Annotated in this window: 23 protein-coding genes; 14 read left to right on the top strand and 9 right to left on the bottom strand. The window is 57.9% G+C overall.

What is annotated here, in order from left to right; all coding sequences use genetic code 11:
* Nucleotides 1–13: 13 nt before the first annotated feature.
* The 5 genes from AC3ZVB_RS12110 to AC3ZVB_RS12090 form a co-directional block, all read right to left on the bottom strand.
* On the bottom strand, nt 14–2,842 hold the full coding sequence (locus AC3ZVB_RS12110) for an FAD-binding and (Fe-S)-binding domain-containing protein (protein ID WP_490146622.1): 2,829 nt from the start codon (nt 2,840–2,842) through the stop codon (nt 14–16).
* The gene (locus tag AC3ZVB_RS12105) at nt 2,839–3,510 is read right to left on the bottom strand and encodes a LutC/YkgG family protein (protein WP_490146621.1); all 672 of its coding nucleotides are present in this window, start codon (nt 3,508–3,510) and stop codon (nt 2,839–2,841) included. Before AC3ZVB_RS12105 ends, AC3ZVB_RS12110 begins: the two co-directional genes overlap by 4 nt.
* Nucleotides 3,510–4,964 (bottom strand): LutB/LldF family L-lactate oxidation iron-sulfur protein, encoded by a 1,455-nt coding sequence (locus AC3ZVB_RS12100; RefSeq protein ID WP_490146620.1) that lies wholly within the window; start codon nt 4,962–4,964, stop codon nt 3,510–3,512. The genes AC3ZVB_RS12105 and AC3ZVB_RS12100 overlap by 1 nt, the downstream gene beginning before the upstream one ends.
* On the bottom strand, nt 4,961–5,785 hold the full coding sequence (locus AC3ZVB_RS12095; RefSeq protein WP_194691442.1) for a (Fe-S)-binding protein: 825 nt from the start codon (nt 5,783–5,785) through the stop codon (nt 4,961–4,963). Before AC3ZVB_RS12095 ends, AC3ZVB_RS12100 begins: the two co-directional genes overlap by 4 nt.
* 151 nt (nt 5,786–5,936) lie before the next feature.
* Entirely contained in the window at nt 5,937–7,631 is a 1,695-nt protein-coding gene (locus AC3ZVB_RS12090; protein WP_162437888.1) for a lactate permease LctP family transporter, read from the bottom strand.
* 262 nt (nt 7,632–7,893) lie between these two features.
* Between AC3ZVB_RS12090 and AC3ZVB_RS12085 the strand changes: the two genes are divergently transcribed.
* Entirely contained in the window at nt 7,894–8,661 is a 768-nt protein-coding gene (locus AC3ZVB_RS12085; RefSeq protein WP_162437889.1) for a GntR family transcriptional regulator, read from the top strand.
* A gap of 130 nt (nt 8,662–8,791) precedes the next feature.
* Here AC3ZVB_RS12085 and smpB read toward each other — a convergent pair whose 3' ends face one another.
* Nucleotides 8,792–9,274, bottom strand: coding sequence for an SsrA-binding protein SmpB (gene smpB, locus AC3ZVB_RS12080; protein ID WP_150580576.1), 483 nt, complete (start codon nt 9,272–9,274; stop codon nt 8,792–8,794).
* Nucleotides 9,275–9,392: 118 nt separating this feature from the next.
* On the opposite strand from smpB, the gene AC3ZVB_RS12075 reads away from it, so the two are divergent.
* From AC3ZVB_RS12075 to AC3ZVB_RS12065, 3 genes are read left to right on the top strand one after another with little or no spacing between them, the layout of a single operon-like run.
* Nucleotides 9,393–10,796 (top strand): sodium-dependent transporter, encoded by a 1,404-nt coding sequence (locus tag AC3ZVB_RS12075; RefSeq protein WP_162437890.1) that lies wholly within the window; start codon nt 9,393–9,395, stop codon nt 10,794–10,796.
* Between the two features lie 7 nt (nt 10,797–10,803).
* On the top strand, nt 10,804–11,238 hold the full coding sequence (locus AC3ZVB_RS12070; RefSeq protein WP_162437891.1) for a type II toxin-antitoxin system RatA family toxin: 435 nt from the start codon (nt 10,804–10,806) through the stop codon (nt 11,236–11,238).
* The gene (locus AC3ZVB_RS12065; RefSeq protein WP_490146619.1) at nt 11,231–11,545 is read left to right on the top strand and encodes an RnfH family protein; all 315 of its coding nucleotides are present in this window, start codon (nt 11,231–11,233) and stop codon (nt 11,543–11,545) included. Before AC3ZVB_RS12070 ends, AC3ZVB_RS12065 begins: the two co-directional genes overlap by 8 nt.
* 60 nt (nt 11,546–11,605) lie before the next feature.
* Here the strand turns inward: AC3ZVB_RS12065 and AC3ZVB_RS12060 are convergent, their stop codons facing one another.
* The gene (locus AC3ZVB_RS12060) at nt 11,606–12,133 is read right to left on the bottom strand and encodes an outer membrane protein assembly factor BamE (RefSeq protein ID WP_162437893.1); all 528 of its coding nucleotides are present in this window, start codon (nt 12,131–12,133) and stop codon (nt 11,606–11,608) included.
* 97 nt (nt 12,134–12,230) lie between these two features.
* Here AC3ZVB_RS12060 and fur point away from each other — a divergent pair, with 97 nt between their 5' ends.
* Nucleotides 12,231–12,635, top strand: a complete 405-nt coding sequence (gene fur / locus AC3ZVB_RS12055; protein ID WP_003197684.1) for a ferric iron uptake transcriptional regulator — start codon at nt 12,231–12,233, stop codon at nt 12,633–12,635.
* A 75-nt stretch (nt 12,636–12,710) separates the two neighbouring features.
* Here fur and recN read toward each other — a convergent pair whose 3' ends face one another.
* The gene (gene recN, locus AC3ZVB_RS12050) at nt 12,711–14,384 is read right to left on the bottom strand and encodes a DNA repair protein RecN (RefSeq protein WP_194691439.1); all 1,674 of its coding nucleotides are present in this window, start codon (nt 14,382–14,384) and stop codon (nt 12,711–12,713) included.
* Between the two features lie 240 nt (nt 14,385–14,624).
* On the opposite strand from recN, the gene grpE reads away from it, so the two are divergent.
* The 8 genes from grpE (at nt 14,625) to AC3ZVB_RS12010 (ending at nt 25,086) form a co-directional block, all read left to right on the top strand.
* Nucleotides 14,625–15,191 carry a nucleotide exchange factor GrpE gene (grpE, locus tag AC3ZVB_RS12045; RefSeq protein ID WP_162437895.1) on the top strand — a complete coding sequence of 189 codons (567 nt, stop codon included), beginning with the start codon at nt 14,625–14,627 and terminating at the stop codon, nt 15,189–15,191.
* A gap of 102 nt (nt 15,192–15,293) precedes the next feature.
* The gene (dnaK, locus tag AC3ZVB_RS12040; protein WP_162437896.1) at nt 15,294–17,210 is read left to right on the top strand and encodes a molecular chaperone DnaK; all 1,917 of its coding nucleotides are present in this window, start codon (nt 15,294–15,296) and stop codon (nt 17,208–17,210) included.
* A 297-nt stretch (nt 17,211–17,507) separates the two neighbouring features.
* On the top strand, nt 17,508–18,632 hold the full coding sequence (dnaJ, locus tag AC3ZVB_RS12035; RefSeq protein WP_194691438.1) for a molecular chaperone DnaJ: 1,125 nt from the start codon (nt 17,508–17,510) through the stop codon (nt 18,630–18,632).
* Nucleotides 18,633–18,642: 10 nt separating this feature from the next.
* Nucleotides 18,643–19,446: a 4-hydroxy-tetrahydrodipicolinate reductase gene (gene dapB / locus AC3ZVB_RS12030; RefSeq protein WP_490146618.1), complete on the top strand. Its 804-nt coding sequence runs from the start codon at nt 18,643–18,645 to the stop codon at nt 19,444–19,446.
* 258 nt (nt 19,447–19,704) lie between these two features.
* Nucleotides 19,705–20,841, top strand: coding sequence for a glutamine-hydrolyzing carbamoyl-phosphate synthase small subunit (gene carA / locus AC3ZVB_RS12025; protein WP_490146617.1), 1,137 nt, complete (start codon nt 19,705–19,707; stop codon nt 20,839–20,841).
* Nucleotides 20,842–20,958: 117 nt separating this feature from the next.
* Complete coding sequence (gene carB / locus AC3ZVB_RS12020; protein WP_162437900.1) at nt 20,959–24,180, top strand: carbamoyl-phosphate synthase large subunit; 3,222 nt, start codon at nt 20,959–20,961, stop codon at nt 24,178–24,180.
* The gene (gene greA / locus AC3ZVB_RS12015; protein ID WP_010463507.1) at nt 24,177–24,653 is read left to right on the top strand and encodes a transcription elongation factor GreA; all 477 of its coding nucleotides are present in this window, start codon (nt 24,177–24,179) and stop codon (nt 24,651–24,653) included. Before carB ends, greA begins: the two co-directional genes overlap by 4 nt.
* A 49-nt stretch (nt 24,654–24,702) precedes the next feature.
* Nucleotides 24,703–25,086: an MFS transporter gene (locus AC3ZVB_RS12010; protein WP_162437921.1), complete on the top strand. Its 384-nt coding sequence runs from the start codon at nt 24,703–24,705 to the stop codon at nt 25,084–25,086.
* A gap of 9 nt (nt 25,087–25,095) precedes the next feature.
* Here the strand turns inward: AC3ZVB_RS12010 and AC3ZVB_RS12005 are convergent, their stop codons facing one another.
* Nucleotides 25,096–25,404, bottom strand: coding sequence for a YhbY family RNA-binding protein (locus AC3ZVB_RS12005; RefSeq protein WP_162437901.1), 309 nt, complete (start codon nt 25,402–25,404; stop codon nt 25,096–25,098).
* 105 nt (nt 25,405–25,509) lie between these two features.
* Here AC3ZVB_RS12005 and rlmE point away from each other — a divergent pair, with 105 nt between their 5' ends.
* A complete protein-coding gene (rlmE, locus tag AC3ZVB_RS12000; protein ID WP_020299918.1) occupies nt 25,510–26,139 on the top strand; it encodes a 23S rRNA (uridine(2552)-2'-O)-methyltransferase RlmE in 630 nt (209 codons plus the stop codon).
* Nucleotides 26,140–26,262: the final 123 nt, after the last annotated feature.

The raw sequence follows: 26,262 nt of genomic DNA, 5'->3' as shown, positions 1-26,262 counted from the left end.
CTACAGCGGCGCGTCAGGGTTCTATTTTTTCTTCAGGTGACCTCGACCGTGTCACCCGGTCCACCAGATAGACAAGGCTGTGGTAGTCAATTCCACCGTGTTGTGTCAGACCAATCTCACAGGTGCGGCTCGTGGAAATCCCTTCGCTGCATTGTTGCACCGCATCCTTGAGCGTTCGCAGTGAATGAGCGTTCAGCTCCGGGGTGGTAAAGCCTTTGTCGCCGGCGAACCCACAGCAGTGAATGCCTTCGGGAATGACCACGTTTTTGCTGCACTTGCGCGCCAGATCGATCAGCGCCTGGCTCTCGCCCAGGTGCTGGGTGCTGCACGTGACGTGAACGGCGATCGGCGCTTCCTGTGGGGTGAAGTCGAGGCGATCCATCAGGTGGGTGCGGATAAAACGTACCGGGTCGTATAGGTCCAGGCGCACATCGCCCACATCCTGGACCAGGCGCAAGGTGCAGGGGCTGGTGTCGCAGTAGATGGGATCGAGCCCACCTCGACTGGCGTGCAGCAGCGCGCCGATCAGTTCCTGGCGTTTGTGCTCGGCCTGCTCTGCGTAGCCTTTGGATGCGAAGGGCTGGCCACAGCAGAGGTTGTCCTGATTGTCCGGAAAGACAACCTGGTAACCGGCTTTTTCCAGCAGCCCACGGGTTTTGTCGTACAGCGACATTTGTTCGCTATCGCCAGCTGCCGGTCCCATGACTCGCGAAACACATGCCGCCAGATAAACCACCCGAGGGCGCTCGTCCGAGACGGTCGGACTGAAGCGAATGGCTTTTTCCGGTTGCGGCATGGCGCTGGTCCATTGCGGGACCTGGCCTTTGGATAATCGGTTCAGCGTCGCCGACAGCTTTGCCAGGCGCGGCGCCCCCAGCATCATTCGTGCACCATTGGCGACGTGCAGGGTAAAACGCGCCCCTTGCAGTGCCGTGGCGAAATTACCTTCAAGCCAGTTGGCAGTTTTCGTATGCGTCGCCTTACGGCTGCGGAGCTTTTTCACCAGCTCGCCGGTATTGATTCCTACAGGACAACGCTGCGCACACAGCCCGGTGGCGGCACACGTTTCGATGCCTTGGTATTCGTAGGCCGCTTCCAACTCGGTAGTGTCCACGCCGGCACGCTTCTTCGCCTGAATATCGCGCCATATCACGATGCGCTGGCGCGGGCTCAAAGTCAGGCCCTTCGACGGGCAGACGGGTTCGCAGAAGCCGCACTCGATGCACTTATCCACAATCTCATCGGCGGCCGGCAGCGGCTTCAAGTGCTTGAGATGAATTTGCGGATCGTTGCTGAGCACAACGTCGGGGTTGAGAATCCCATGGGGATCGAGCAGACGTTTGAGTTGCCACATCAACTGGTAGGCGTCGCTGCCCCATTCCAGTTCGACGAAGGGGGCCATGTTGCGCCCGGTACCGTGCTCGGCTTTTAAAGAACCGCCGAATTCCACTGCAACCAGCTGTGCAACGTCGTCCATGAAGGCCTGATAGCGTGCGACTTCTTCCGGGCTGTTGAAGCCTTGGGTGAAGACGAAGTGCAGATTACCTTCCAGTGCGTGTCCGAAAAGGATGGCTTCGTCGTAGTGATGCTTGTCGAACAGCTCGATCAAGCGGTTCACGCCGATCGCGAGTTGTTCCACCGGGAACGTCACGTCTTCGATGATCACCGTCGTGCCGGTTTGGCGTACGGCGCCAACGGCGGGAAAGGTGTCTTTGCGGATCGCCCAGAGGCGCGCGTTTTCGACCGGATCTTCAGTGAAATCGACTTGCTTCTCTACGGGAAAACCGGCCAGCGACGCCATGATTTGCCCGAGCTGTTCCTGCAACAGCGAGGACGATGCGGCGCGGGATTCGATCAACAGAGCGCAGGCACTATTCGACAGTTGTTGTACGAAAGCGGGCATGCCGGGTTTTTCCTGCACTGAGCGCAGGCTGCGACGGTCCAGCAGTTCCACGGCGGACACCGGTTGGGTTTTCAACACGGTGACAGCGTTGCAACAGGTTTCCACGTCCGGGAACACGATCAGCGCCGACGCCTTGTTTGGGTGGTCGATGACGGTGTCGTAGGTCACAGCGCTGATGAAACCAAGGGTGCCTTCGGAGCCGACCAGCAAATGGCTCAAGATATCCACAGGCTCATCGAAATCGACCAAGGCATTGAGTGACAGGCCCGTGGTATTTTTCAGACGGTATTTGTGGCGAATTCGTGCGGCGAGTTCGGTATTGGCGCGTGTCTCACGGCCCAGGGTTGCCAGACGTTCCAGCAATTGCCCATGGCTTGTGCGAAAGGCTGCAACGCTGGTTGCATCCTCGGTGTCGAGACGGCTTCCGTCTGCCAGCACCAAACGAATGCCAGCCAGCGTGTGGTAGGTGTTTTGCGCAGTGCCGCAGCACATGCCGCTGGCATTGTTGGCAACGATGCCGCCGATTTTGCAGGCGTTGATCGACGCCGGGTCCGGCCCGATCTTGCGTCCGAAGGGGGCCAGCCAGGCGTTCGCCTGCGCGCCGATAACGCCCGGTTGCAGGCGGATCTGCAGACCCTCGCCGCGGATCTCGCGCGCGTTCCAGTTATCCCCGAGGACGATCAATACCGAGTCGCTGATGGCCTGGCCGGAGAGGCTGGTGCCTGCGGCGCGAAACGTCACCGGGACCTGATCCCGTTGCGCCAGTTTAAGCAGCGCCACTACCTCATCTTCGGATTCGACGCGGATCACCAGTTTCGGAATCAATCGGTAGAAACTGGCATCGGTGCCGAAGGCCAGGGTCGACAGCGGATCATCGAAACGCCGGTCCTGGGGAATCAGTTGCTGCGTATCTCGCAGGAAAGCCGTCGGTAAACTCATTGATCCTCCAGGATCAGCACCACAAGGTCTTTCGGCCCGTGCGCGCCGTACGCCAGCACTTGTTCGATATCGGCAGTTTTCGAGGGGCCGGACACCAGCAGCGCGTTGGTCGGCATGCCCTTGGCCCATTCGAACTCTTGCTGCACCTGATAGAAGTTGTCGCGGATTTCGCTGGCCTTGAGCAGGGCGAAATGCACCGGCGGTACCAGGCTCATCAAGCGCGGTTCTTCTCGCGTCGGCCAGATAATGAGGCTGCCCGTGGCAGCGATTGCACCGAGTGTAGTGGTCAGGCTGGCCGGAGTGTCGTTGAACAATTCGGCTTTCCATTCCTCGACCGGGCGGTCGTAGGCTTTGAGCGTTGGAAGCGTGGGATTGTTCGCCCAGTGCTGAGTGACACGTTCGCCGTGGGGCGTCGTGGGTGCGATCAGCAGGCTCGGCAATTGACGATCCTGCAGCAATTGCGCGAGCAGTGTTGGCCACTCGGCACCTGAAGTCAGGTGGATTTCCGTGTGCACCGCTTCCATCTGTTTGCGCAGTTGCGCGATGCGTTGTTCGGGGGCGTAGGTGTAAGGCGCTGTCACCAGTTCGACGTCGAAGTTGTCAGCCACCGGCGTGGTGCCGGTCAGACTGTTGCGCAATTTGGCGAGGATGTTGTGCTTGGCGCTCATCAACGGTCTCCCTGTTTGGCCAGGTGCGCGCGGGCCATGTCATGCAATGAGCGGGCGGCGGGTTTGGGTGCGCTGTGGTTTTGCGTCCAGGGCCCGACATTGTTCGGCGTCAGCGCGCGCAGGCGTGTGGCGAAGAAACCGAACAGCCGATAGAGCGTCGGCGAGCTATTGAGCCTTGCCCAGGCATTCCAGATAAACCGTTCCTTGCGTGAATATTTGCTGCCTTGGCCGCGCATCACTTTATGGGGCGTATCCGGGGCTTTCACGTTCTCTTCCCGTAGGCGCCTAAGCAAGGCTGGGATAGGAATTTTTACCGGGCAGACTTCGCCGCAGGCGCCGCACAGTGACGAGGCACTGGGGTGGTCCGGAACTTTTGCCAGCCCGACCATGTGAGGGGTGATGATCTTTCCGATAGGACCCGGGTAGACCTCGCCGTAGGCATGACCGCCGATTCGGGTATAGACCGGGCAATGATTCATGCAGGCGCCGCAGCGGATGCAGTTCAAAGTCTGGCGCAACTCACTGTCGGCAAAGGCCTGGCTGCGACCGTTGTCGAGCAAGACCAGGTGCACTTCCTGCGGGCCGTCGAGTTCATGATCCTGGCGTGGGCCGGAAATCATATTGACGTAGGTGGTGATCGGCTGGCCGAGGGCGGAGCGGGTCAACAGGGACAACAGCGGGACAACGTCGCGCAGGTTTTCGACGACTTTTTCTATGCCGGTGACCGCGATGTGAACCGGCGGCACGGTGGTCGACATGCGCCCGTTGCCTTCATTTTCCACCAGCAGCAAGGTGCCGGTTTCGGCCACTGCGAAGTTGACGCCGGAGACGCCGATGTCCGCTTCGAAGAATTTCTGCCGCAGGACTCTGCGACCGATTTGAATGAGTTGGTCAACGTCCTTGGTGTATTCCACGCCAAGTTTGTCGTGGAACAAGGACGCGACCTGACCGGCATTCTTGTGGATCGCCGGCATAATAATGTGTGAAGGCTTCTCGTGGTCGAGCTGGACGATGTACTCGCCCATGTCCGATTCCAGGCATTCAATGCCACGATCAGCGAGGAAATGATTCATTTCCATTTCTTCGCTGACCATCGATTTGCCCTTGATCACTTGCCGCGCCTCGTGAGCCCGGATGATCGAGAAGACGATGCCATTGGCTTCGTCCACCGTTTCCGCCCAATGCACTGTCACACCGTTGCGGGTCAGGTTGTGTTCAAGCTGCTCGAGCAGGTCGGGCAGCTTGGATAACGCACGAGCGCGGACAGCGTTGCCCAGCGCTCGCAAATGTTCCCTTTCGTGGGCATCGCTGAAAGACGCTGCCCGTTTTGTCATCAGTGAATCCATCGCCGAGCGAAAGTTGTTTCGCAACTGCGTGTCACCCAGAGCCTCGTGAGCCCGAGTGCGGAAATCTTCTTCTACGGCAACCGTAGGAATAATCGCGGAAGCGTTCATAGAACACCTCCGGTTCGTTGCCAGAGGAAGCTGGCCAGGTGTTGGCCGCGCAACGCTTCCTGCTGTTTTTCCAGCGAGCCGTTGATGTTCATCAGGCAACCGCAGTCGGCACTGAGTACCTTGTGCGCACCGGATTCCTTCAACGACCGGGTCTTGTCAGCCACCATCGCGCCGGAAATGTCTGGCATACGGACGCTGAACGTCCCACCGAAGCCACAACATTCGCTTTCGTGACCGTGCTCGACCCGCTCCACGTTGCTCAGTTGCGACAACAGCTCGCGACCGTGCAGGTGGGTGTTCATCTCACGACGCGCCGAACACGAGGTGTGCAGCGCCACTTTGATCGGCGCACCGCTGTCCTTGAGCTGCACCTTGCAAACGAACAGCAGAAACTCGGCCAACTCGTAGGTCCGTGCCGCCAAGGCCTGGACCTGTTTCAACGTGTGCGGCTCATCCTTGAATAAGTCGGCGTAGTGCTCGCGCAACATACCCGCGCAAGAACCTGACGGCACCACCACCGGGTAGTCTTCGGCGAACAGCGCCAGCTGCGAGCGCGCTACGGTCCGGGCCTGTTCGGTGTAACCCGAGGTGTAGGCCGGTTGTCCGCAGCAGCTTTGCCCTTGCGGATACTCGACACGAATGCCTTCGCGCTCCAGCAGGTGGATCGCATCCATCCCGGCTTCGGGGTAGAACAAATCCACCACGCACGTCCCGAACAGGTAGACCCGCTGCGGTTTTTCGCTGGGGTATTGCCGTGGCTCGGGCAGTGGCGGGGCGACTCGGGTCGCGTTCGGCACAGCGTTGTAAAAAAGCTCGCTCATCAGGCGTGTCTCCGGGTTGTCCCGGTTATCCGTCCGCTGAGGCTGCTGAATATAGTGAGGGAAGCTTTCAGCAGCCTTACAGACCGGGTTGTGAATAGCTGACGCCGTAGTCGTGGTACGGCGTCGGTTTAATGCGTGCAGCGTGTAGTCCTTAGTGCACCAGCATGCCGGTGAACCAGTAGGCCTGGGCCAGGGTGATCAAGCCGACAATCGTTGCAAAGAACAGGCTGTGCTTGAGGGTGAACCGGAACAGGTCGGATTCCTTGCCCACCAAGCCGGTCGCGGCGCAGGCCACGGCGATCGACTGAGGCGAGATCATCTTGCCGGTGACGCCACCGCTGGTGTTCGCGGCGACCAGCAACACATCGCTCACGCCGATTTGGTGTGCCGTGGTGGCTTGCAGCGAGCTGAACAGTGCGTTGGAAGACGTATCGGAACCGGTCAGGAATACGCCCAGCCAACCGAGGAACGGCGAGAAGAACGGGAACGCTGCGCCTGTACCGGCCAATACCAGTGCCATGGTCGAAGACATGCCTGAGTAGTTGGTGACAAAGGCGAAGGCCAGCACCATGCCAATGGATAGAATCGGCCAGCGCAACTCGTAGAAGGTCTCGCGCAAAGTGGTCAGACCAGTTTTGAAGTTGATCTTCAGCACCAGCATCGAGATCAGCGCGGAGAAGAATATCGCCGTGCCGGTGGCGGAAATCGGGTCGAGCTTGAACACGGCGGGAAGAGCGGTCGGAGCGGTCACGATCGGAGCGACCTTGATCACCATCTGGTCCAGGTGCGGAATGGCGAAGTTGAACACCCAGCTGTACATCGAGCCGCCCGCCGCGAACATCGCCTTGAACGGTTTCAGGGTCCAGATAGTCACCAGCACGGTGAGGATCAGGAAGGGAGACCAGGCTTTGAAAATCTCACCCAGGCTGTAGGGAGAGGCCACGGTGCTGCGCGGCAAGCCGAAACCACCGGCGCTGGCGGTTACGACAGACGCGGAGACTGCACCGGCGATGTGTTGGCCGGCGGTGCGTTTCGGCTGCCAGACTTTCAGGAACAGCGTCAGGGAAATCAGGCTGGCGAGCGCCGAGGTGATGTCCGGCAGCTCAGGCCCGATGAAGTTCGACGTGAAGTATTGGGTGACAGCGAAGCTCAAGCCCGCCACCAGTGCCGCAGGCCAGGTTTCGCGGACGCCACGCATGCCGTCCATCATGAACACCAGCCAGAACGGCACGAATAGCGACAGCAGCGGCAGTTGGCGACCGGTCATTGCGCCGATCTTGAAGGCGTCGATGCCGGTAACTTGCCCGGCGACAATAATCGGAATGCCCAAGGCGCCGAAGGCCACTGGCGCCGTGTTCGCAATCAGGCATAACCCGGCAGCGTACAGCGGGTTGAACCCCAGTCCTACCAACAGCGCGGCGGTAATCGCCACAGGTGCGCCGAAACCGGCTGCGCCTTCCAGGAAGGCACCGAAGCAGAAGCCGATCAACAGCACCTGCAGCCGCTGATCGTCAGTGATCGACAGCACGGAGCTGCGGATCACTTCGAACTGGCCGCTTTTGACCGTCAATTTGTAGAGGAACACCGCTGCCACGATGATCCACGCGATGGGCCAAAGGCCGTAGGCGAAGCCATACCCGGCTGCGGCGAACGCCATGTCGACCGGCATCTGGAAGGCAAAGATCGCTACTGCAATCGACAGGGCCAGCGTAATGCTGCCTGCCACATGGCCTTTGAGGCGAAACACTGCCAAAGCGAGGAAGAAAAACACGATGGGAATGACGGCGGCGAGTGCGGACAGGCCGAGGCTGCCGAGCGGACTGTAGAGCTGTTGCCAGGTTTGCATATGGGGTGGCCCCTAATTGTTGTTGGTCAGGCACTGATGAGCGTTCTTGGTTAATTGGTAATACCAATTTACAATCGCTGTTGGCTAGGGTAAAAGCCTTGTAGGCGGTGTGTCAATTTGTCGCCCTAAAACTTTTGTCGCAGGCAGGGTGCAGAGGCTGATTTGTTTACGCTGTCGAGCGTCGTCTGGTAGGTGCTGCTGCAGCGCGGATAGGCCAGAATAGAGACCCCGGCGAGCTGCCGGGATCGTGGAGAATTGAGTTATGGGGTTTGATCAGATTCGTCAGCGCCGTTTGTCTGACGATATTGTCGAGCAACTCGAGGAGATGATTCTTGAGGGGACGCTGAAGTCCGGCGAGCGTTTGCCTGCCGAACGTGCACTCGCCGAACAGTTCGGGGTGTCACGTCCTTCGTTGCGTGAGGCGATTCAAAAACTGGCGGCCAAGGGCTTGCTGGTCAGTCGCCAAGGCGGTGGCAACTATGTGGTGGAGTCGCTGGGGTCGACATTCAGCGATCCGCTGTTGCACCTGCTGGAGAGCAATCCCGAAGCCCAGCGCGATCTGCTTGAATTTCGCCACACGCTGGAAGCGTCCTGCGCCTATTACGCAGCGTTGCGCGCCACTGATGTGGATCGTGAGCGGCTGACTGCTGCGTTCAATGAACTGCAGGATTGCTATACCCGTCACGACGAAGTCAGCCGGGCGGAGGAGGGGGCCGCTGATGCGAAATTCCACCTCGCGATTGCCGAGGCCAGTCATAACGCGGTTTTGCTGCACACGATTCGTGGGCTGTTCGATCTGCTCAAGCGCAACGTGGTGACAAACATTGGCGGGATGTACAAGCAGCGAACGGAAACGCGCGACATGTTGATTACTCAGCACCGTGAGTTGTACCTGGCGATTGTCGAGGGACGGGCGGAGCAGGCGCGGGAAGTGTCCAGTCGGCACATTTTGTACGTGCAGGAAGTGCTGGAGGAGGTGCGGCAGGAAGTTCAGCGCATGGCTCGAGCGGAGCGGCGCAAGGGGACGTAGTCAGTCAGAGTTTGTGTCGGGTTTGCAATCGCCATCGCGAGCAGGCTCGCCCCCACATTTGTTTGTGTCGTTCACAAATCCACTGTGGGAGCGAGCCTACTCGCGATGGTGGCCTCAGGCAAAAGGAGGATTAATCTTCCTTGCCCTTGTTCCGCACTGCACGCTGCAGCTCTCGGCCGGCATCGCGTTCGCGCTCGGTATCACGCTTGTCGTATTCCTTCTTGCCCTTGCCCAGAGCGATCTCGCACTTGACCATGTGCTTGCTCCAGTACCAGGACAGGCATACGCAGGCATAACCCTTTTGCTGCACGGCAGAGGCCAGCTTTTCCAGCTCGCGCCGGTTAAGCAGCAATTTGCGGGTGCGGGTCGGATCGGCGATGACGTGGGTGCTTGCGGTCATCAGCGGCGTGATATGACTGCCGAGCAGCCAGGCTTCGCCATCCTTGAGCAGTACATAACTGTCAACCAGTTGCAGCTTGCTCGCCCGCAAACTCTTTACTTCCCAGCCGGCCAGGACCAGACCAGCCTCGAACCGATGTTCGATGAAGTAATCGTGTCGCGCCTTTTTATTTTGCGCGATGGTCCCTGTGGGGTGTTTCTTCTGTTTAGCCATAGGGGCGGCATTATAGGGAGTTGCGCGCGAGTCGGCTACGGTATCGCTACGTGCTTGAGCAGGTTGATTGAATCCCGGACAATGCGCCCTCTTTTTTGAACGCTTGGGCGTGATAACGATGTCGACAGACAAGGTTTCTGTCCACGGCAGTTGGGCTAGCCGCTGGGTCTTCATACTCGCCGCGACCGGTTCGGCCGTGGGCCTGGGTAGCATCTGGAAATTCCCTTACATGGTCGGCGTCTATGGCGGCGGCGCCTTCGTGCTGATGTTCCTGGCCTGTATCGCGCTGATCGGTGTGCCGGTCATGCTGGCTGAAACCCTGATCGGCCGTCGCGCCCGGCAAAGTCCGGCCAATGCCTTGAAGGTGCTGGCAATAGAAGCGGGGCATTCGGGCAAGTGGTCCTGGGGGGCATTCGCCGGGATGATCACGGCGTTGCTGATCCTGTCTTTCTATAGTGTGGTGGGCGGCTGGTCGCTCGATTACATCATCGATATGGGGCGTGGGGACTTTCAGGGCGTCACGCCAGACCAGGTCGGCGCGTACTTTGGCAATGTAATCGCCGACCCTTGGCGCCTGACACTTTGGCACACGGTTTTCATGCTCCTGTCAGCCGTTGTGATCGCCAAAGGCGTGGTTGCCGGGCTTGAGCGCAGCTTGCGGATCATGATGCCGTTGCTCTTTGTGATGATCCTGGTGCTGTTGGGTTACAGCATGACCACCGGGCATTTCATGGAAGGCGTACATTTCATGTTCGACTTCCATCCTGAAAAAGTACTCGATGGCTTGCTGCCAGCGATGGGGCACGCCTTCTTTTCCCTGAGTGTCGGCGTTGGCTCGATCATGATCTACGGCGCCTACATGCCGAAGAATTCGTCGATTTCCGGTACGGTTGTGGGTGTGGCGCTGCTGGATACGTTCGTATCCCTTGTCGCTGGTCTGGCATTGTTTCCAATTGTGTTCGCTGCGGGCTTGAACCCAAGCGAAGGCCCGGGCCTGATGTTTGTCAGCCTTCCTTTTGCTTTTGGCAACGTGGCTTTCGGTCAGTTGATGGGCGTCGTGTTCTTCGTGCTGGTCGCAGTTGCAGCCTGGAGTTCGGCGATTTCGTTGCTGGAGCCGATGGTGGCTTATCTGGTTGAACGAACCAAAGTCCGACGCGCCTGGGTGACTTTCTGGTTGGCGTTCACCTGCTGGTTTGTAGGGTTGGGCACGGTTTTTTCTTTCAATATCTGGAAGGAAGCCAAGTTTTTCGTGAACGAAGGCGGAATGTTCCACCTCTATCAATGGGGTGCGGCAGGCGGTCTGGACTTCTTCGGCGTGATCGATTTCTTCACCTCGCGGATCATGCTGCCTCTCGGTGGTTTATGTTTCGTGGTGTTTGCAGGCTGGGTGATGGGCCGTGAGGCCGTGCGTGATGAGTTGTCGATCCGCAGTCCGGTACTGTTTAACCTGTCCTTGTTTTTGATGCGCTATGTGGCGCCCATCGGCATTCTTGTAGTGTTTGCCGCCCAGCTGTGGAAGTGACGCTGACATGACGACACATATTCAACGTTCGGCCCTGCTGCCTTACCCGGCACAAGCGCTGTACGACCTGGTAAACGACGTGGCGCGTTACCCGGAGTTCTTGCCGTGGTGCTCGTCAGCGGAGGTGCTGGAAAGCTCGCCCGAGCATATGCGCGCGAGTGTCGGTGTAGCCAAAGGTGGCCTCAGCCAGCATTTCGTAACGCGCAATACGTTGGTGCCCGGTCATTCCATCGAGATGAATCTCGAGGAAGGGCCATTCAATCAGCTGCATGGTGTCTGGGTCTTCAAGCCTTTGAGCGATAAAGCCTGCAAGATCAGCCTGGACTTGTCGTTCGACTACGCCGGGCCGATTATCCGCGCGACCTTGGGACCGTTGTTCAATCAGGCGGCTAACACGTTGGTGGATGCGTTCTGTCAACGTGCCAAGCAAATGCATGGTTGAGGACATGATCGAGGTCGAGGTGGTTTACGCCGCCATTGATCGTCAGGTGCTTCTCAGTGTGAAGGTGCCGGCGGTGGCGACAGTGCGAGAGGCGTTGCAGCAGTCAGGTGTTGGAAAGGAATTTCCAGAGCTGAATCTCGCCGATTGTCCTGTCGGGATATTCGGCAAAGTGATCAGCGATCCGGACAGCCGTTTGGTGAAAGCGGGTGACCGGATTGAAATTTACCGACCATTGCTCGCCGATCCGAAAGAAGTTCGCCGGTTACGTGCAGCCAAGGCCGCCGAGGCCAAGGCTCGAAACCAGTGATCTGCTAAACACCAGACAATAAAAAACCCGGACAAGCCGGGTTTTTTAATGCGTCGCAAATTATTGCGGCGTGGTGTCCAGTGGTTCTGGAGTCGGGACTGGTACGGTTTCTACGCCGTCCACGTCCTTCTGGATCTGATCCAGCAACGAACCTGGTTTGACCGGTTTTTCCGGTTTCGGCTTCTCGACGTTTTCTGCAGGCGCGGTCACATTTGTGTCGCTATCCTTACCGAGAATGGCTTCGTCACGGCTCACGCCCGGCATGAAATCGCCGGAGAGGCTGACAAGTTGATCATTTGGGTTGAAGATAACGCTAATGCGTTCCTGTTGGCGTTCACCGCCACCCGGTTGCAGGCTGTACAGATAATCCCAGCGATCGGCATGGAACGTGTCGGTCAGCAGAGGGTTACCCATGATAAACCGTACTTGCCGACGGGTCATTCCCGGGCGTAACTGGTCTATCATGTCCTGCGTGACGACATTGCCCTGCTGGATGTCGATTTTGTAAACCCCGGGGAATGAACAACCGGCGAGTGCGAGCAGTCCCACAAAGGTGAAACTGGTTAGCAAGAGCTTGGTGTTTTGCATCGGTGGGCGACTTCCACTATCTTGGCTGGGACAACGTAAACGCCGATCATACCCGCATTAAGAGAAGCTGCGAAGCAGCATCGCGAGAAAGCTGACCATGGTTGAAAATAGCGAACTACGCAAAGCCGGCCTCAAAGTGACCCTTCCACGGGTCAAAATTCTGCAAATGCTCGATTCCGCCGAGCAACGCCACATGAGTGCCGAGGATGTTTACAAGGCGCTGATGGAGGCTGGTGAGGACGTCGGTCTGGCCACGGTTTACCGTGTACTGACTCAGTTCGAGGCAGCTGGCCTTGTGGTGCGGCACAACTTCGACGGAGGCCATGCGGTCTTCGAGCTGGACGACGGCAAGCATCACGACCATATGGTCAACGTCGAAACCAGCGAAGTGATCGAATTCTTCGACGAAGAAATCGAGCGTCTGCAGAAAGCCATTGTCGATAAGTATGGCTTTGAGATGGTTGATCACAATCTTGTGCTGTACGTACGCAAGAAAAAGTAAGCATGTCGCGCGAACTTAAGGTTCGCGAAACGAGCGAAGGCGACCCCAGGGTCGCCTTCGTGCTGTCTGCCTTCTTTAAATTTTCGCGGTAACTACCATCTTCTTAGCGTGTGCCAGGGATTCCTTGGTCAGGTCGATGCCACCCAGCATCCTCGCCACCTCTTCGACACGGTCATTTTTGCTTAGCTTGGAGACGGCTGTACGGGTTGCATCTTCGCCACGCACCTTATGCACGAATAGATGCTGGTGTCCTTGGGCTGCGACTTGCGGCAAGTGAGTCACGGTCAGTACCTGGCCACGTTCTCCGAGGCGTCGCAGCAACTGGCCGACAATCTCGGCTGTTGGTCCACCGATTCCCACGTCCACTTCGTCGAACACCAGCGTAGGCACGCGTGAGGTCTGGGCAGTGATGACCTGAATGGCCAGGCTGATTCGTGACAACTCGCCGCCAGATGCTACTTTCGCCAGCGCTTTAAGCGGCTGCCCGGGGTTGGCGCTGACCAGCAGTTCAACCTGTTCAAGTCCATTGGGCAGCAATTCATCGCTGGTGTTGGGGCGCAGTTCAATGGTGAAGCGGCCGCCGGGCATGCCCAGTCGCTGGATCTCCTGCTCCACGGCAGCAGCGAGACTGCTAGAAGCTTGATGGCGAAGGTCGCTGAGCTCCCGGGCTTTTTCCTGGTAGTGACGGGCGTAGGAAGCGAGTTCGTCGCTCAGTCGCTCGATGGATTCATCGTTGGCATTCAATGTTTCAATTTCATCCAGCAGGCGCTGCTGCATCTCGGCCACTTCGGTCGGCTGGATGCGATGTTTGCGTGCCATGGTGTAGATCGCATCAAGGCGCTCTTCCAGGTACTGAAGGCGCGCCGGGTCGGCATCAAAGTTATCGAGGAAGCGGTTCAGTTCGCCCACGGCTTCTTCAACCTGAATCTGCGCACTGGTCAATAAGCTGCTGGCCTCGCCGAGCGCGCCGATCGAATTGTTCACGCTGGACAATCGATTAAGGCTGGCGGTAAGGGCGTTCAGGACATTGCCGGAGTCACTCTCGCTGCACTGTTCGACCACTTGCCGACAGATGCCCAGCAAGGTTTCGGCGTTGGTGAGGTTCTTGTGCTCGTGCTCCAATTGCTCCAGCTCGTTCTCGCCGAGGCCCAGATTTTCAAGCTCTTCGAGTTGGTAGCTGAGCAATTGGTGGCGGGCGCGCTGTTCGTCACCGGAGTTGGAAAGGCGTTCCAGCTCCTGTCGTGTCTGGCGCCATCGCTGGGCGGCCAGTTGAACGTGGCGGGCAAGATCGGTAGCGCCCGCGTACTCGTCAAGCAGGCGGCGGTGTGTATCGGTCTTCAGTAGAGACTGGTGTTCGTGCTGGCTATGAATATCGATCAACAGCTCGCCCAGGGACTTGAGGTCGCCAAGCGGGCACGGAGTGCCATTGATGTAACCGCGCGAGCGTCCTTCGGCTGTGATCACCCGGCGCAGGATGCACGGACCGTCACTGTCGAGGTCGCGCTCAGCGAGCCAGGCGCTTGCTTCTGGAATGTCGACCAGGTCAAAGGTCGCCAGGATATCGGCCTTGTCTGCTCCGGGGCGGACTACGCCACTGTCGGCACGATCACCGAGGGTCAAGCCCAGCGCGTCGAGCATGATCGACTTGCCGGCGCCGGTTTCCCCTGTGATCACGCTCATCCCGCGATCAAGTTCAAGATCGAGATGTTCAACGATGGCGTAGTTGTGTACAGACAGGTGCACCAGCATAGAGGCCGCTCCCAGGTGTTAGGTCTGGTTATTTATACAGTGTTTTCAAGCGGGCTGACAATGCCCTCGCTTAGCTCGATTTGTTTGAATGGGAGCAATCCTTAGGCCGCCATGAATTCACAATGCAGCTCTTTTTGTAGGGTTAATACGACTCGACCCCTTGAAGCTTAATTTTGCGGCCCCATATAGCTGGGCAGAAGCGCGAGTTGAGCTCGCGGACGATATTGAAAGGAGAAATCTATGGCTGACGAACAGACAGTGGATACGCAAAATCTAGACGCCAATAAGGGCCCCGAGGCTTCGGGTGAAGACCTGGCGGCACGTGTACAAGTGCTCGAAGAGCAGCTGGCAGGCGCGCAGGATCAGGCTTTGCGTGTTGCCGCCGATCTGCAGAACGTCCGCCGTCGCGCCGAGCAGGACGTAGAGAAAGCTCACAAATTTGCGCTGGAAAAATTCGCCGCTGACCTGCTGCCGATTATCGACAGCCTGGAGCGCGGCCTGGAGTTGTCCAGCCCGGATGACGAAAGCATTCGTCCAATGCGTGAAGGCATTGAGCTGACCCTGAAGATGTTCCAGGACACCCTCAAGCGTTATCAGCTGGAAGCGATCGACCCGCATGGCGAACCGTTCAACGCCGTTCATCACCAGGCGATGGCCATGCAGGAAAGCGCTGATGTCGAGCCGAACAGCGTCCTCAAGGTATTCCAGAAGGGCTACCAGCTTAATGGCCGCCTGTTGCGCCCGGCCATGGTCGTGGTCAGCAAGGCTCCATCACCAGTTGCGCCTTCGATTGACGAGCAGGCTTGAAATTAGCCGCAAGGCCCCCATTTAGAAGTCAAGCGTTTAAGTACTACCGCAGTTAGCCATCACTGCTGCGGCAACCAAATCCAAAGTTTCGGGAGAGTGAACATGGGCAAAATTATCGGTATCGACCTGGGGACTACCAACTCCTGCGTCTCCGTGCTTGAAAACGGCGTAGCCAAAGTTATTGAAAATGCTGAAGGCGCGCGTACCACGCCGTCGATCATCGCTTACGCCAACGATGGCGAGATCCTGGTTGGCCAGTCCGCCAAGCGTCAGGCAGTGACCAATCCGCACAACACCCTGTATGCGGTGAAGCGTCTGATCGGTCGCAAGTTCGACGAAGAAGTCGTACAGAAAGACATCAAGATGGTCCCTTACAAAATCGCCAAGGCTGACAATGGCGATGCTTGGGTTGAAGTGAACGGCCAGAAAATGTCGCCGCCACAAATCTCGGCTGAAATTCTGAAGAAAATGAAGAAGACCGCCGAAGACTACCTCGGCGAGCCAGTGACTGAAGCGGTGATCACCGTTCCGGCCTACTTCAACGACAGCCAGCGTCAGGCGACCAAAGACGCCGGCCGTATCGCGGGTCTGGACGTTAAACGCATCATCAACGAACCAACCGCAGCCGCTTTGGCTTACGGTATGGACAAGGCGAAAGGCGATCACACCGTGATCGTTTACGACCTGGGTGGCGGTACGTTCGACGTTTCCGTGATCGAAATCGCTGAAGTGGATGGCGAGCACCAGTTCGAAGTTTTGGCCACCAACGGTGACACGTTCCTGGGCGGTGAAGACTTTGACATTCGTCTGATCGACTACCTCGTCGACGAATTCAAGAAAGAAAGCGGCATGAACCTTAAAGGTGATCCGCTGGCCATGCAGCGCCTGAAAGAAGCCGCTGAAAAAGCCAAGATCGAGCTGTCTTCTGCTCTGTCGACCGACGTTAACCTGCCGTACATCACTGCAGACGCTACCGGTCCTAAGCACTTGAACGTGAAAATCTCCCGCGCCAAGCTGGAAGCGCTGGTAGAAGACCTGGTTCAACGCACTATCGAGCCTTGCCGCATTGCTCTGAAAGACTCCGGCATCGACGTTGGCGCTATCAACGACGTGATCCTGGTAGGCGGTCAGACCCGTATGCCACTGGTTCAGAAGCTGGTAACCGAGTTCTTCGGTAAAGAAGCTCGTAAAGATGTGAACCCGGACGAAGCCGTTGCCATGGGTGCTGCAATCCAGGGCGCAGTATTGGCCGGTGATGTTAAAGACGTTCTGTTGCTCGACGTCAGCCCGCTGACTCTGGGTATCGAAACCATGGGCGGCGTGATGACTGCGCTGATCGAGAAAAACACCACGATTCCTACCAAGAAATCGCAAGTGTTCTCGACTGCCGACGACAACCAGGGCGCTGTGACCATTCACGTGCTGCAAGGTGAACGTAAGCAAGCAGCTCAGAACAAGTCCTTGGGCAAGTTCGACCTGGCCGAGATTCCACCAGCACCACGTGGCGTGCCACAAATCGAAGTGACCTTCGACATCGACGCCAACGGCATTCTGCACGTAGGCGCCAAAGACAAGGCCACTGGCAAGACTCAGTCGATCGTCATCAAGGCTAACTCGGGTCTGTCCGAGGAAGAAATTCAGCAGATGATTCGTGATGCTGAAACCAACGCTGACGAAGACCGCAAGTTCGAAGAACTCGCAGCTGCCCGTAACCAGGGCGACGCACTGGTTCACTCGACTCGCAAAATGGTCGCAGACGCTGGCGATAAAGTGAGCGCTGAAGAGAAGACTGCAATCGAAGCGGCAGTGGTTGCCCTGGAAGCCGCCGTTAAAGGCGACGACAAGGCTGCCATCGAAGCCAAGGTTGAAGAACTGTCGAAAGTCTCCGCTCCAGTGGCGCAGAAGATGTACGCCGAACAGGCTCAGCCTGCTGAAGGCGCTGCACCGCAAGGCGAGTCGGCTGAGAAGGCTGATGACGTTGTCGATGCCGAGTTCGAAGAAGTCAAAGACCAGAAGTAAGTTGTTGGTCGCCCGGTTGACTGCCTTAAGGCGGTGACTGGTAGGATGTCGCCGCGCGGGAGCCTGCTCCCGCGTTGGCGTGTCTGGAGTACACGAATTTTTACAGCATGCGACAACGCTCGCGCGCTGGTGGTATGGCCGAAGATGCTCCTGCTTTTCGAGCTGAAAGTACCGCAATGAATCAAAGACCAGGATCGTTGAATTGACGTGAGTTGGGTCCGGGCCTGTATTGGGGCTCAACGAGTTTGGCGAGGTTCAGGAGAGCTTTGTCGAACGTCCTTAAGAGTGCAAAGACTTATGGCAAAGCGTGACTATTACGAAGTATTGGGTGTTGAGCGTGGCTCAAGCGAAGCAGACCTGAAGAAGGCCTACCGCCGCCTGGCAATGAAGCACCACCCAGACCGTAATCCCGATGACAAAGCATCGGAAGAGCTGTTCAAAGAGGCCAACGAAGCCTACGAAGTACTGTCCGATTCCGGTAAGCGTGCGGCCTACGATCAGTACGGTCATGCCGGTGTCGACCCGAGTATGGGTGGCGGTGGTGCCGGGTTTGGTGGGCAGAATTTCTCCGACATCTTTGGTGATGTCTTCAGTGATTTCTTCGGTGGCGGTCGCGGCGGTTCCCGTGGCGGCGCTCAGCGTGGCAGTGACCTGCGGTACACGCTGGAGCTGAACCTGGAAGAGGCGGTGCGCGGTACGACGGTGAATATCCGCGTTCCGACATTGGTTAATTGCAAACCGTGTGACGGCTCGGGTGCCAAGAAAGGCTCCTCGCCAGTCACGTGCCCGACGTGTGGCGGTATCGGTCAGGTTCGTATGCAGCAGGGTTTCTTCTCTGTGCAGCAGACCTGCCCGCGCTGTCATGGTCAGGGCAAGATCATTTCCGATCCGTGCGATTCCTGCCACGGCGAAGGTCGTGTCGAAGAGTACAAAACCCTCTCCGTCAAAGTCCCGGCCGGCGTTGATACCGGCGATCGCATTCGTCTGTCCGGTGAAGGCGAGGCGGGTGCTCAGGGCGGCCCGACGGGCGACCTGTATGTGGTGATCAACGTGCGCGAGCACGCGATCTTCCAGCGTGACGGCAAGCATTTGTTTTGCGAAGTGCCAATCAGCTTCGTTGATGCCGCGCTGGGCGGCGAGCTGGAGATTCCAACCCTGGATGGTCGGGTCAAACTGAAAATCCCGGAAGGAACCCAGACCGGCAAGCAGTTCCGTGTTCGTGGCAAAGGCGTCGCGCCGGTGCGTGGCGGTGGTGCAGGTGATCTGATGTGCCGTGTAGCGGTGGAGACTCCGGTCAACCTGGGTCGTCGTCAGCGTGAATTGCTGGAAGAGTTCCGCAGCTCGCTGGAGGACGACAATAGTCACTCGCCGAAAACCACCGGTTGGTTCGAAGGCGTGAAGCGCTTCTTCGGCGATTTGTAAGGAGACAGGCATGCGACGTATTGCAGTGATGGGCGCCGCGGGGCGCATGGGTAAAACCTTGATCGAAGCTGTTCAGCAGGCGCCGGGCGCGGGTTTGACGGCGGCTGTCGATCGTCCTGACAGCACCTTGGTCGGTGCGGATGCCGGTGAGCTGGCGGCGCTGGGTCGTATTGGCGTACCGCTGTCCGGTGATCTGGCTCGAGTCGTCGACGAGTTCGACGTGCTGATCGATTTCACACACCCGACAGTCACCCTGAAAAACCTCGCGTTCTGCCGCAAGCACGGTAAAGCGATGATTATCGGTACCACCGGTTTCAGCGTTGAAGAGAAGCAGTTGCTGGCTGAGGCGGGCAAGGACATCCCGATCGTCTTCGCGGCCAACTTCAGTGTCGGCGTCAATCTGTGCTTGAAGTTGCTCGATACTGCTGCTCGTGTGTTGGGTGATGATGTCGACATCGAAATCACCGAAGCTCACCATCGCCATAAAGTCGATGCGCCTTCAGGTACCGCTGTACGCATGGGTGAAGTCATCGCCGATGCGCTGGGGCGTGACCTGAAGAAGGTGGCGGTCTATGGTCGAGAAGGCCAGACCGGTGCCCGCGAGCGCGAAACGATCGGTTTCGCAACTGTACGTGCGGGTGACATCGTTGGTGATCACACCGTGCTGTTCGCCGCCGATGGCGAGCGTGTCGAGATCACTCACAAGGCTTCCAGCCGGATGACCTTCGCCAAGGGTGCTGTTCGTGCCGCATTGTGGCTCGATGGTCGCGAGCCAGGCCTCTACGACATGCAAGACGTGCTCGACCTGCGTTAATATGCATCCGGAATCGGGTTCAAACATCGTGTTTGAGCCCGGTTTTACTCCGCCAAGCGACGACCTGTCGCATTCTCCAGCCTTTCGGGCTCATTGGCGGTAGACCAAAATTGCCTTTTTCTGTAAGCTACAGCTTTAGTGTGTTCACTAAAAGCGCGCAGAATAATTCAGTGAATGAGCGGAGTGACGTGTCCATACGTCACTCCGCTTTTTTACACCTGCGATCGCCCTTTCAGGCTTTATTTACGGGAGGTCTTCTTGACTAAGCCAGCCATACTCGCCCTTGCTGATGGCAGCATTTTTCGCGGCGAAGCCATTGGAGCCGACGGTCAAACCGTTGGTGAGGTGGTGTTTAACACCGCAATGACCGGCTATCAGGAAATCCTTACCGATCCTTCCTACGCCCAACAAATCGTTACCCTGACTTACCCGCATATCGGCAACACCGGCACCACGCCGGAAGACGCCGAGTCCGACCGCGTATGGTCCGCTGGCCTGGTTATCCGTGACCTGCCGCTGGTTGCGAGCAACTGGCGTAACACGATGTCCCTGTCCGATTACCTGAAAGCCAACAATGTTGTGGCTATCGCCGGTATCGACACTCGCCGCCTGACCCGCATCCTGCGTGAGAAAGGCGCACAGAACGGCTGCATCATGGCCGGTGACAACATCTCCGAAGAAGCCGCCATCGCCGCTGCCCAGGGTTTCCCTGGCCTGAAAGGCATGGACCTGGCAAAAGTCGTCAGCACCAAAGAGAAGTACGAGTGGCGTTCGACTGTCTGGGACCTGAAAACCGACAGCCACGCGACCATCGATGCCTCCGAGCTGCCGTACCACGTGGTTGCCTACGACTACGGCGTCAAGCTGAACATCCTGCGCATGCTGGTCGAGCGCGGTTGCCGCGTCACCGTAGTGCCGGCACAGACGCCTGCTGCTGACGTACTGGCGATGAAGCCGGACGGCGTGTTCCTGTCCAACGGCCCTGGTGACCCGGAGCCTTGCGACTACGCGATCCAGGCGATCAAGGACGTGCTGGAAACCGAGATTCCGGTGTTCGGTATCTGCCTCGGTCACCAACTGCTGGCCCTGGCCTCCGGCGCCAAGACCCTGAAAATGGGTCATGGTCACCACGGTGCCAACCACCCGGTCCAGGATATGGACACAGGTGTGGTGATGATTACCAGCCAGAACCACGGTTTTGCGGTAGACGAAGCAACCCTGCCCGCCAACGTACGTGCGATTCACAAGTCGCTGTTCGACGGCACCCTGCAAGGGATCGAGCGCACCGACAAGAGCGCCTTCAGCTTCCAGGGTCACCCTGAAGCCAGCCCTGGCCCGAACGACGTAGCGCCTCTGTTTGATCGCTTCATCAACGAAATGGCCAAGCGACGCTAATCGCCAGCCCTGATGCAGCAAAGCTTGAGGGTGGTCCCGAGATCGGCGGCCCCCTCAAGTTTCACAGATTGAACAAGACGGCTTGCCGACTGACCTGCGGATTTGAGTGACAAACCCATGCCAAAACGTACAGACATAAAAAGCATCCTGATTCTCGGCGCTGGCCCGATCGTTATCGGCCAGGCCTGTGAATTCGACTACTCCGGCGCCCAGGCCTGCAAAGCCCTGCGCGAGGAGGGTTACCGCGTCATCCTGGTGAACTCCAACCCGGCAACCATCATGACCGACCCGGACATGGCCGACGCCACGTACATCGAGCCGATCAAGTGGCAGACCGTTGCCAAGATCATCGAGAAAGAGCGCCCGGACGCGCTGCTGCCGACCATGGGTGGCCAGACCGCTCTGAACTGCGCACTGGATCTGGAGCGCGAAGGCGTTCTGGAGAAGTTCGGCGTAGAGATGATCGGCGCCAATGCTGACACCATCGACAAGGCAGAAGACCGTTCGCGCTTCGACAAGGCAATGAAATCCATTGGCCTGGACTGCCCGCGTTCCGGTATCGCCCACAGCATGGAAGAGGCCAATGCGGTTCTCGAGAAGCTTGGCTTCCCGTGCATCATTCGTCCGTCCTTCACCATGGGCGGCACGGGTGGCGGCATCGCTTACAACCGTGAAGAGTTCGAAGAAATCTGCGCCCGTGGTCTGGATCTGTCGCCGACTAAAGAGTTGCTGATCGACGAATCCCTGATCGGCTGGAAAGAGTACGAGATGGAGGTTGTCCGCGATAAGAAAGACAACTGCATCATCGTCTGCTCCATCGAAAACTTTGACCCGATGGGCGTCCACACCGGTGACTCGATCACCGTTGCGCCAGCACAGACGCTGACGGACAAGGAATACCAGATCATGCGTAACGCCTCGTTGGCGGTACTGCGTGAAATCGGCGTGGAAACCGGCGGCTCCAACGTCCAGTTCGGCATTTGCCCGGACACTGGCCGTATGGTTGTCATCGAGATGAACCCGCGTGTATCCCGCTCTTCGGCGTTGGCCTCGAAAGCCACCGGTTTCCCGATTGCGCGAATCGCGGCCAAGCTCGCGATCGGCTACACCCTGGACGAGTTGCAGAACGAAATCACCGGCGGCGCTACTCCAGCGTCCTTCGAGCCGTCCATCGACTACGTCGTGACCAAGCTGCCACGCTTCGCCTTTGAGAAATTCCCGAAAGCCGACGCGCGCCTGACCACTCAAATGAAGTCGGTGGGTGAAGTCATGGCCATCGGCCGGACTTTCCAGGAATCCCTGCAAAAAGCCCTTCGCGGTCTGGAAGTGGGTGTCTGCGGCCTGGACGAGAAGCTCGACCTGAGCAACCCGGAAAGCATGAGCATCCTTAAACGCGAACTGACCGTGCCGGGTGCCGAGCGTATCTGGTACGTGGCTGACGCCTTCCGCGCGGGCCTGTCGGTCGAAGATATCTTCGGCATGAACATGATCGATCCGTGGTTCCTGGTGCAGATCGAAGATCTGATCAAGGAAGAAGAGAAGGTCAAGACCCTGGGTCTGGCCAGCATCGACCGCGACTTGATGTTCCGCCTCAAGCGCAAAGGCTTCTCGGACATGCGTCTGGCCAAGCTGCTGGGTGTAACCGAGAAAAACCTGCGTCGCCACCGTCACAAGCTGGAAATTTTCCCGGTCTACAAGCGCGTTGACACCTGCGCGGCCGAGTTCGCCACTGACACTGCTTACATGTACTCGACTTACGAGGAAGAGTGCGAGGCCGCACCAACGGGCCGTGACAAGATCATGATCCTGGGTGGCGGTCCTAACCGCATCGGCCAAGGCATCGAGTTCGACTACTGCTGCGTACACGCGGCACTGGCCCTGCGCGCCGACGGTTACGAGACCATCATGGTCAACTGCAACCCGGAAACCGTCTCCACTGACTACGACACCTCTGATCGCTTGTACTTCGAACCAGTCACCCTGGAAGACGTGCTGGAAATCGTTCGCGTCGAGAAGCCAAAAGGCGTGATCGTTCAGTACGGCGGCCAAACCCCGCTGAAACTGGCGCGTGCCCTGGAAGAGGCCGGCGTGCCGATCATCGGTACCAGCCCTGACGCTATCGACCGTGCAGAAGACCGCGAGCGCTTCCAGCAGATGGTTGAACGCCTGAACCTGCGTCAGCCACCGAACGCTACCGTGCGCAGCGAAGACGAAGCGATTCGTGCTGCCAGCAAGATCGGGTATCCGTTGGTGGTTCGTCCGTCCTATGTACTGGGCGGCCGCGCGATGGAAATCGTGTACGAAGAAGAAGAGCTCAAGCGCTACCTGCGTGACGCGGTGAAAGTGTCCAACGACAGCCCGGTGCTGCTGGACCACTTCCTGAACTGCGCCATCGAGATGGACGTCGATGCAGTTTGCGACGGCACCGATGTGGTGATCGGCGCGATCATGCAGCACATCGAGCAGGCCGGCGTTCACTCCGGTGACTCCGCGTGCTCCCTGCCGCCTTACTCGCTGCCTGGCCATATCCAGGACGAGATGCGCGAACAGGTCAAGAAAATGGCTCTGGAACTGGGCGTTGTCGGCCTGATGAACGTTCAGCTGGCGCTGCAGGGCGAAGACATCTATGTCATCGAAGTCAACCCGCGCGCTTCCCGCACCGTACCGTTCGTGTCCAAGTGCATCGGTGTTTCCCTGGCCATGATCGCAGCCCGTGTGATGGCCGGTAAGACCCTGAAGGAAATCGGTTTCACCAAGGAAATCATCCCGAATTTCTACAGTGTGAAAGAGGCAGTGTTCCCGTTTGCCAAATTCCCTGGTGTGGACCCGATCCTGGGCCCAGAGATGAAGTCCACTGGTGAGGTGATGGGTGTCGGCGACACCTTCGGCGAAGCATTCGCCAAGGCCCAGATGGGTGCCAGCGAAGTGCTGCCGACCGGCGGTACTGCGTTCATCAGCGTGCGTGACGACGATAAGCCGTTGGTTGCAGGCGTAGCCCGTGATCTGATCAACTTGGGCTTCGAAGTGGTTGCCACCGCCGGCACTGCCAAGCTGATCGAAGCCGCAGGTCTGAAAGTGCGTCGTGTGAACAAGGTGACCGAAGGTCGTCCTCACGTGGTCGACATGATCAAGAATGACGAAGTTACGCTGATCATCAACACGACTGAAGGTCGTCAGTCGATTGCTGATTCGTACTCCATTCGTCGTAATGCCTTGCAGCACAAGATCTACTGCACAACCACCATTGCTGCTGGCGAAGCCATCTGCGAAGCGCTCAAGTTCGGTCCCGAGAAGACCGTGCGTCGCTTGCAGGATCTACACGCAGGATTGAAGGCATGATCAAATACCCAATGACTGTCCAGGGCGCCAAAGCCCTGGAAGAAGAACACGCTCACCTGACCAAGGTCGTCCGTCCGAAGCTCAGCCAGGACATCGGTACGGCCCGCGAGCTGGGTGACTTGAAGGAAAACGCCGAATACCACGCTGCTCGCGAGCAGCAGGGGATGGTCGAGGCGCGGATCCGGGACATTGAAGGCCGGATTCAGAATCAGGTCATCATCGATGTCACGACTATTCCTCACACCGGCAAAGTGATTTTCGGCACCACCGTTGAGATTGCCAACGTCGAGACTGATGAAAGCGTCACTTACCACATCGTTGGTGAAGACGAGGCTGACTTCAAGCTGGGCAAGATTTCGGTGGGTTCGCCGCTGGCCCGAGCCTTGATCGCCAAGGAAGAGGGTGATGTGGTTGCGGTAAAAACGCCCGGTGGCGTTATCGAGTACGAGATTGTCGAAGTACGCCACATCTAAAAGAAGGCGCCCGCTACGTGCGGGCGCTGTTCTTTGGCAGCTGACCCAGATGCTTTGGGTTGGCGGCCTGTGGCTGTTGCATATCGGCCTGCTGCCGGTGCTGGGGCAAATTGGCTTGGCACCGCTGTTGATTGATGAAATTGCAGGCGTGTTGAACGGGCTGTTGGTCGCTTTTGCCACAGCTTGTGTGATTTTTCAGGCTTTGGTGCTGGTTCAGGCCGAGGGCCTTGCCAGTCTATGGCGCGATATTCGCGGGCAACTGCTGATGATAGCGTTCTACGCGTGCGGGATGTTTTTCGCGGTACGCTTCGGATGGCCGGATGCCGTGCGTTGGCAGGTTTTCAGCTATCTGGTGCTAGGTTTTTCCGGGCTTGTGCTGGTTTTACAGCCGGTGCCGGGATGGAGTGGCAGGGTGCGCGAAGCACACCCCTGACCCTTGCCATCACTTGAAGCGATGAACGTTCGACAGCTGCTTGTTGACGCTGAAGTTCTTGCGGTAAATCAGTGCCATCTTGCCGATGACCTGAACCAAATCGGCTTTGCCGACCTTGCAGAGTTCTGCAATGGTCGCCAGGCGCGATTCGCGATCGAGGATGTTGAGCTTGATTTTGATCAGCTCGTGATCCGCCAAAGCGCGTTCAAGTTCGGCTAACACACCTTCAGTCAAACCGTTGTCAGCCACGATCAAAACCGGTTTCAGATGGTGGCCAATGGATTTGTACTGTTTCTTCTGCTCTTGAGTGAGCGGCATAATCTGACCCCTGCGTCTGATCTTGTAAAAAGCGGCGGCCAGTTTACCCGAGCGAGTCCGGGACCGCCCAGTTAATCACGACCCGTTTTATTTTCGAGGTGGCCCGTGGCCCGTTCCAAGACAAGCCTTAAGTGGCTGCAAAGACATGTTAATGATCCCTATGTGAAGCAGGCGCAGAAAGATGGTTACCGTTCGCGTGCGAGTTACAAGCTTCTGGAGGTTCAGGAGAAATACAAACTGATCCGTCCAGGTATGAGCGTTGTCGACCTGGGAGCGGCGCCCGGCGGCTGGTCGCAGGTCACTAGTCGGCTGATCGGTGGTCAGGGGCGTCTGATAGCCTCGGACATCCTGGAAATGGACAGCATTCCGGATGTGACTTTCATCCAGGGTGACTTCACCCGGGACGACGTGCTCGCTCAGATCCTTGAAGCCGTGGGTAATTCGCAGGTGGACCTTGTGATTTCCGATATGGCCCCCAATATGAGTGGTACGCCTGAGGTGGACATGCCAAAGGCCATGTTTCTATGTGAGCTGGCTCTTGATTTGGCAGCTCGGATTCTCAAGCCGGGTGGTAATTTCGTGATCAAGGTGTTCCAGGGCGAAGGGTTTGATGCTTACGTGAAGGACGCTCGTCAGAAATTCGACAAGGTCCAGATGATCAAGCCGGACTCTTCCCGCGGCAGCTCCCGTGAGCAATACATGCTGGCTTGGGGCTACCGCGGCCGTAGTGAGTAAATCGCAGTTTTTTAGCGGGTCGATAGGATTTTCGTATTTCGCCCCGTGAGCATTAGCGAATATTGTGTAGAAAGTGTTTCACAAAGGGTTACAGACGGCGCCTGCCAGAGCCGTAGGTAATGT

This window comes from Pseudomonas sp. MDV22-iso1 (genome assembly GCF_058145095.1).
The sequence above is the reverse complement of the archived record's forward strand: the minus strand, read 5'-3'. Positions and strand labels throughout refer to the sequence as shown.